This is a genomic window from Cryobacterium sp. 10I1, assembly GCF_035019805.1.
GTDB lineage: Bacteria > Actinomycetota > Actinomycetes > Actinomycetales > Microbacteriaceae > Cryobacterium > Cryobacterium glucosi.
This window is the reverse complement of record NZ_JASJVF010000246.1, coordinates 1-4,744: the sequence shown is the minus strand read 5'-3', so window position 1 is coordinate 4,744 and position 4,744 is coordinate 1. Positions and strand designations below refer to the sequence as shown.

Genomic DNA, 4,744 nt, shown 5'->3' with positions numbered 1-4,744 from the left:
AGACCGCCAAGATCTACGACCTGCAGAACCCGCTGTCGAAGATGTCGAAGTCGGCAGAGTCGCACGCCGGCGTGATCGTCGCGACCTCGGAGGCCTCCGGCACCGATTTCGACCGGATCAGCGCCGACACCATCGTCGTCTCCGTGGGCGCGAGCCCGCGCATCCTCCCGACCGCGGTCCCCGACGGTGAGCGCATCCTCACCTGGACCCAGCTCTACAACCTGCGGGCGGTGCCCGAGCACCTGATCGTCGTCGGGTCCGGCGTCACCGGCGCCGAGTTCGCCTCGGCGTACCGGGCCCTCGGTGCCCGCGTCACCCTGATCTCGAGCCGCGACCAGGTGCTGCCCGGCGAGGACGCCGACGCCGCCGCAGTGATCGAGAACGTCTTCAAGCGCAATGGGATGGTCGTCCTCAGCAAGTCCCGCGCCGAATCCGTCGTCGTCACCTCCACCGGGGTGCTCGCGACCCTGTCCGACGGCCGCAAGGTCGAGGGCAGCCACTGCCTGATCGCCGTCGGCTCTGTGCCGAACACCCGCGGGATCGGCCTCGAGGAGGCCGGAGTGCAGCTGACCGACTCCGGGCACATCCGGGTGAACCGGGTCGCCCGCACCTCGATGCCGAACATCTACGCGGCCGGAGACTGCACGACCGAGCTGCCCCTCGCATCGGTCGCCTCGATGATGGGCCGCACGGCGGTGTTCCACGCGATGGGCGACGCGGTGAACCCGATCGAGATCCGCAATGTTGCGGCCAACATCTTCACCCAGCCCGAGATCGCGACCGTCGGCTGGACGCAGAAGCAGATCGAGGACGGGCTCGTGCGCGGGACCATCTACAAGCTGCCCCTCGCCGCGAACCCGCGGGCGAAGATGATGGGGATCAAGGACGGCTTCGTCAAGCTCTTCGCGACCACGACCACCGGCACCGTCATCGGCGGCGTCATCGTCGCCCCGAAGGCGAGCGAACTCATCTTCCCGCTCGCGCTCGCCGTCGAGCACCGGCTCACCGTCGATGAGGTCGCCAGGGCCTTCCCGGTCTATCCGTCGCTGACGGGCTCGATCACGGATGCCGCCCGGGCGATGCACATCGTCCTCTAGTCCCGAACGGATCCCCACACACCCCGCCCCGCGTCCTCGCGAGAGTGCACTTTCGGCCCTTAAAGCGCGGTTTTAAGGGCCGAAAACGTACTCTCGCGGGACGGTGGGTCAGCCCTGGAGGGACTGGCGGATGGCGCGGGGGAGAGCGGCGACGATGATCGCGTGCGACTCGGTGATCAGCTCGCGCACGTGGCCGGCGGGCACGGAGCCGTCGAGTCTCACGGTCACCCAGTGCCGCTTGTTCATGTGGTACCCGGGCTCGATGCCGGCAACGCTGCGGATCAGCCGCGGCACGTTCTCCGGGAGCGCCTTGAGCGTGATCGACCGGCGCGGGGCATCCGGCTGGTCGACGGAGAACATCTTGCCCGCGACCTTCATCACCCGGGCCTCAGGCCCGAACGGGTACGTCTCGACGGCGCCGTTCAGGTCGAGCAGGAACGCGGTCAGTTCGTCCGGATCCACGACGGTCCCCTTTCCCGGCCGACGATGTGCGAGCGGATGCCTGCCGTGCGGTGCCTAAGCGGCGTCGGTCACGGCGAGCAGCAGATGCCCGCTCGACACCGTGGCACCGACGACGGCGCCGATGCTGCCGATCACGCCGTCCTTGTGCGCGGTGAGCGGCTGTTCCATCTTCATGGCTTCGAGCACGAGCAGCAGGTCGCCCTTGACGACGACGTCGCCTTCAGCGACGGCGAGCTTGACGATCGTGGCCTGCATCGGCGCGACCACGGCGTCGCCGATGGCCGTGTTCACCGATTGGGCCACGCCACGGCGACGCGGGGCGGGACCGGCGGTGCTTTCGGCGGTGCCGGGCAGGAGACGCACGGGGAGGCTGACCTCGATGCGGCGGCCCTCGACCTCGACGACGACGTTGTGGCGCTTCTCGGCGGTGCCCTCGTCGGTGAGGGAGCCGTTCCACGGTTCGATGTCGTTGACGAAATCGGTTTCGATCCACCGGGTGTAGATCGAGAACGGCTCGCCGTCCGAGGGTGCGAACGCGGGGTCGCGCACGATCGCGCGGTGGAACGGAAGCACGGTCGGGAGGCCCGCGATGTCGAACTCGTCGAGGGCGCGGCGCGAACGCTCGAGCGCCTCCTCGCGGGTCGCGCCGGTGACGATGAGCTTGGCCAGCAGGGAGTCGAAGGAACCGGAGATGACGTCGCCGGCCTGCACGCCGCTGTCGACGCGCACGCCGGGGCCGCCCGGCGCCCTGAAGACGTGCACGGGGCCGGGAGAGGGCATGAACCCGCGGCCGGGGTCTTCTCCGTTGATCCGGAATTCGAAGGAGTGCCCGCGCGGGATCGGGTCGTCGTAGTCGAGGCGACCGCCCTCGGCGAGGCGGAACTGTTCGCGGACGAGGTCGATGCCCGTGACTTCCTCGGAGACGGGGTGTTCGACCTGGAGCCGGGTGTTGACCTCGAGGAAGGAGACGGTGCCGTCCTGGCCGATCAGGAACTCGCAGGTGCCTGCGCCGAGGTAACCGACCTCCTTGAGGATGGCCTTGGACGCGCGGTACAGCTCGTCGTGCTGAACGGTCGTGAGGAACGGTGCCGGTGCCTCCTCGACGAGCTTCTGATGGCGACGCTGCAGCGAGCAGTCGCGGGTGGAGACGACGACGACGTTGCCGTAGGCGTCCGCGAGGCACTGGGTCTCGACGTGGCGGGGCTTGTCGAGGTACTTCTCGACGAAGCACTCGCCGCGACCGAAGGCGGTGACGGCCTCGCGCACGGCCGAGTCGAAGAGCTCAGGGACCTCTTCGCGGGTGCGGGCGACCTTGAGGCCGCGTCCGCCGCCGCCGAAGGCCGCCTTGATCGCGACCGGAAGCCCGTACTGGTCGATGAAGTCGAGGACCTCTGACGCGCCCTCCACCGGGTTGAGCGTGCCTGGGGCCATCGGAGCGTTCACCCGCTCGGCGATATGCCGCGCGGAGACCTTGTCTCCGAGCTGCTCGATGGCGTCGGGAGACGGGCCGATCCAGACCAGGCCGGCGTCGATCACGGCGCGGGCGAAATCGGCGTTCTCGGCGAGGAAACCGTAGCCGGGGTGCACGGCGTCGGCACCCGAACGGCGGGCGACCGAGAGGATCTTCTCGATGACCAGGTAGGTTTCTGCGCTTGTCGTACCGTCGAGCCCGTACGCCTCATCTGCGAGGCGGGCGTGCACGGCGTCACGATCCTGGTCGGCGTAGACGGCGACCGAGAGAATGCCGCTGTCTTTCGCGGCTCGAATCACCCGGACGGCGATTTCGCCCCGGTTGGCGATGAGGACCTTCGTTATGCGGGACACAGTGCCTGAGCTTATTGGAGATCGCGCCCGAGACTTTGGTTCTCTTCAACAAAAAGAACCCCGAAAAAGGTATGGATGCCTACAAGGCGCCCTCGAAACCCGCTGCGCGTCAGGCTTTCGCGCGGTTCCAGAGGCTCGGCCAGGAGTGGCCGAGCCTCAGCACGAGCCGGCGCAGCGTCGGCAGCGACAAGCCGACCACGGTCGAGGGATCGCCCTCGATGTGGGTGATGAAGGGGGCTCCCAGACTGTCGATCGTGAAGGCCCCCGCCACGAACAGGGGCTCTCCCGTCGCGATGTACGCGTCGAGCTCTGCGTCGTCGATGTCGTCGGCGAAGGTCACGTCGGCGACCGCGACGGCCCCGACGGCTCGGCCGGGCACGCCGGCCCTGTGTTCGATGAGCCAGTGGCCGGAGTAGAGCTGCCCGGTGCGGCCGCGCTGCAGCTCCCAGCGTTCCCTGGCCCGCTCGGCCGTGTGCGGCTTGCCGTAGATCACGCCATCGATGACGAAGACGGAGTCCCCGCCGAGCACAAGGTGCACGTCGTCACCGTCTGCGGCCTCGGCGTCCAGGGCGACGATCGCCCGGGAGACGTCCTCCGCCTTGGCGCGAGCGAGCAACTCGACCGTGTGACGGGGCGTCAGCGGTGCGCCCAGCGTCCGGGCGGCATCCGCTGCGACCTCGTCTTCGTCGACGCCGGGCGCGATCGTGACCGGCTCGATGCCCGCGGCACGCAGGAGCGTGAGCCGGGCCGGAGAGGTCGAAGCCAGATAGAGGCGCATGGTTCCCTTTGTGCGGCGAGATAAGCGGCGATAGAAGCGATGTGGGATGCTCGAACAATGGCCACCAGCAATGACACACCGGCGAATCTCCCCGCACCCGCAGCCGAGGTGGGTACTGAACTCGAACTCCTCGTCACCAACGTAGCTCACGGCGGTATCTTCATCGCCAGGCACGAAGGCCGCGTGGTCTTCGTGAGCGACACCCTGCCGGGGGAGCGCGTGCGCGCCCGGCTCACCTCCGCGAACCACAAGAGCTTCTGGCGCGCGGAGACCGTCGAGGTCCTCGACGCGGCCCGCGAACGCCAGCCGCACATCTGGGCCTCCGCTGCCGTCGAGCGCGACCCGGACGACCGGGCCGGCGGCGCTGAGTTCGGCCACATCGAACTCGGCTTCCAGCGCGAACTCAAGCGCCAGGTGCTCGCAGACTCCCTGAAGCGCATGGCGAAGATCGAGTCCGACGTTGTCGTCGAACCCGTGCCGCTCGGCCCAAACGCCTCGCCAGGCGACGCGGCGGAACCGCACGGTCGCCGAACTGGGACTGCTGCTCATACTGAGCCTGCTGTTGCCCCTGTTGAGCCTGCCA

General features: G+C 68.6%; 5 protein-coding genes. 2 read left to right on the top strand and 3 right to left on the bottom strand.

Annotated features, from left to right (window positions below):
* Positions 1-1,097 (top strand): NAD(P)H-quinone dehydrogenase (locus QN345_RS15710; RefSeq protein WP_323508844.1); only part of this gene is annotated, 1,097 nt, incomplete at its 5' end.
* Between the two features lie 108 nt (positions 1,098-1,205).
* Here QN345_RS15710 and QN345_RS15705 read toward each other — a convergent pair.
* The 3 genes from QN345_RS15705 to QN345_RS15695 form a co-directional block, all read right to left on the bottom strand.
* Positions 1,206-1,559, bottom strand: a complete 354-nt coding sequence (locus QN345_RS15705; protein WP_322189435.1) for an MmcQ/YjbR family DNA-binding protein — start codon at positions 1,557-1,559, stop codon at positions 1,206-1,208.
* Positions 1,560-1,613: 54 nt separating this feature from the next.
* Positions 1,614-3,383 (bottom strand): acetyl/propionyl/methylcrotonyl-CoA carboxylase subunit alpha, encoded by a 1,770-nt coding sequence (locus QN345_RS15700; protein WP_323504275.1) that lies wholly within the window; start codon positions 3,381-3,383, stop codon positions 1,614-1,616.
* A gap of 109 nt (positions 3,384-3,492) precedes the next feature.
* Positions 3,493-4,161 carry a nucleoside triphosphate pyrophosphatase gene (locus QN345_RS15695; protein ID WP_322189437.1) on the bottom strand — a complete coding sequence of 223 codons (669 nt, stop codon included), beginning with the start codon at positions 4,159-4,161 and terminating at the stop codon, positions 3,493-3,495.
* 57 nt (positions 4,162-4,218) lie between these two features.
* Here QN345_RS15695 and QN345_RS15690 point away from each other — a divergent pair.
* On the top strand, positions 4,219-4,744 hold a 526-nt coding region (locus QN345_RS15690; RefSeq protein WP_323508843.1), incomplete at its 3' end, for a TRAM domain-containing protein.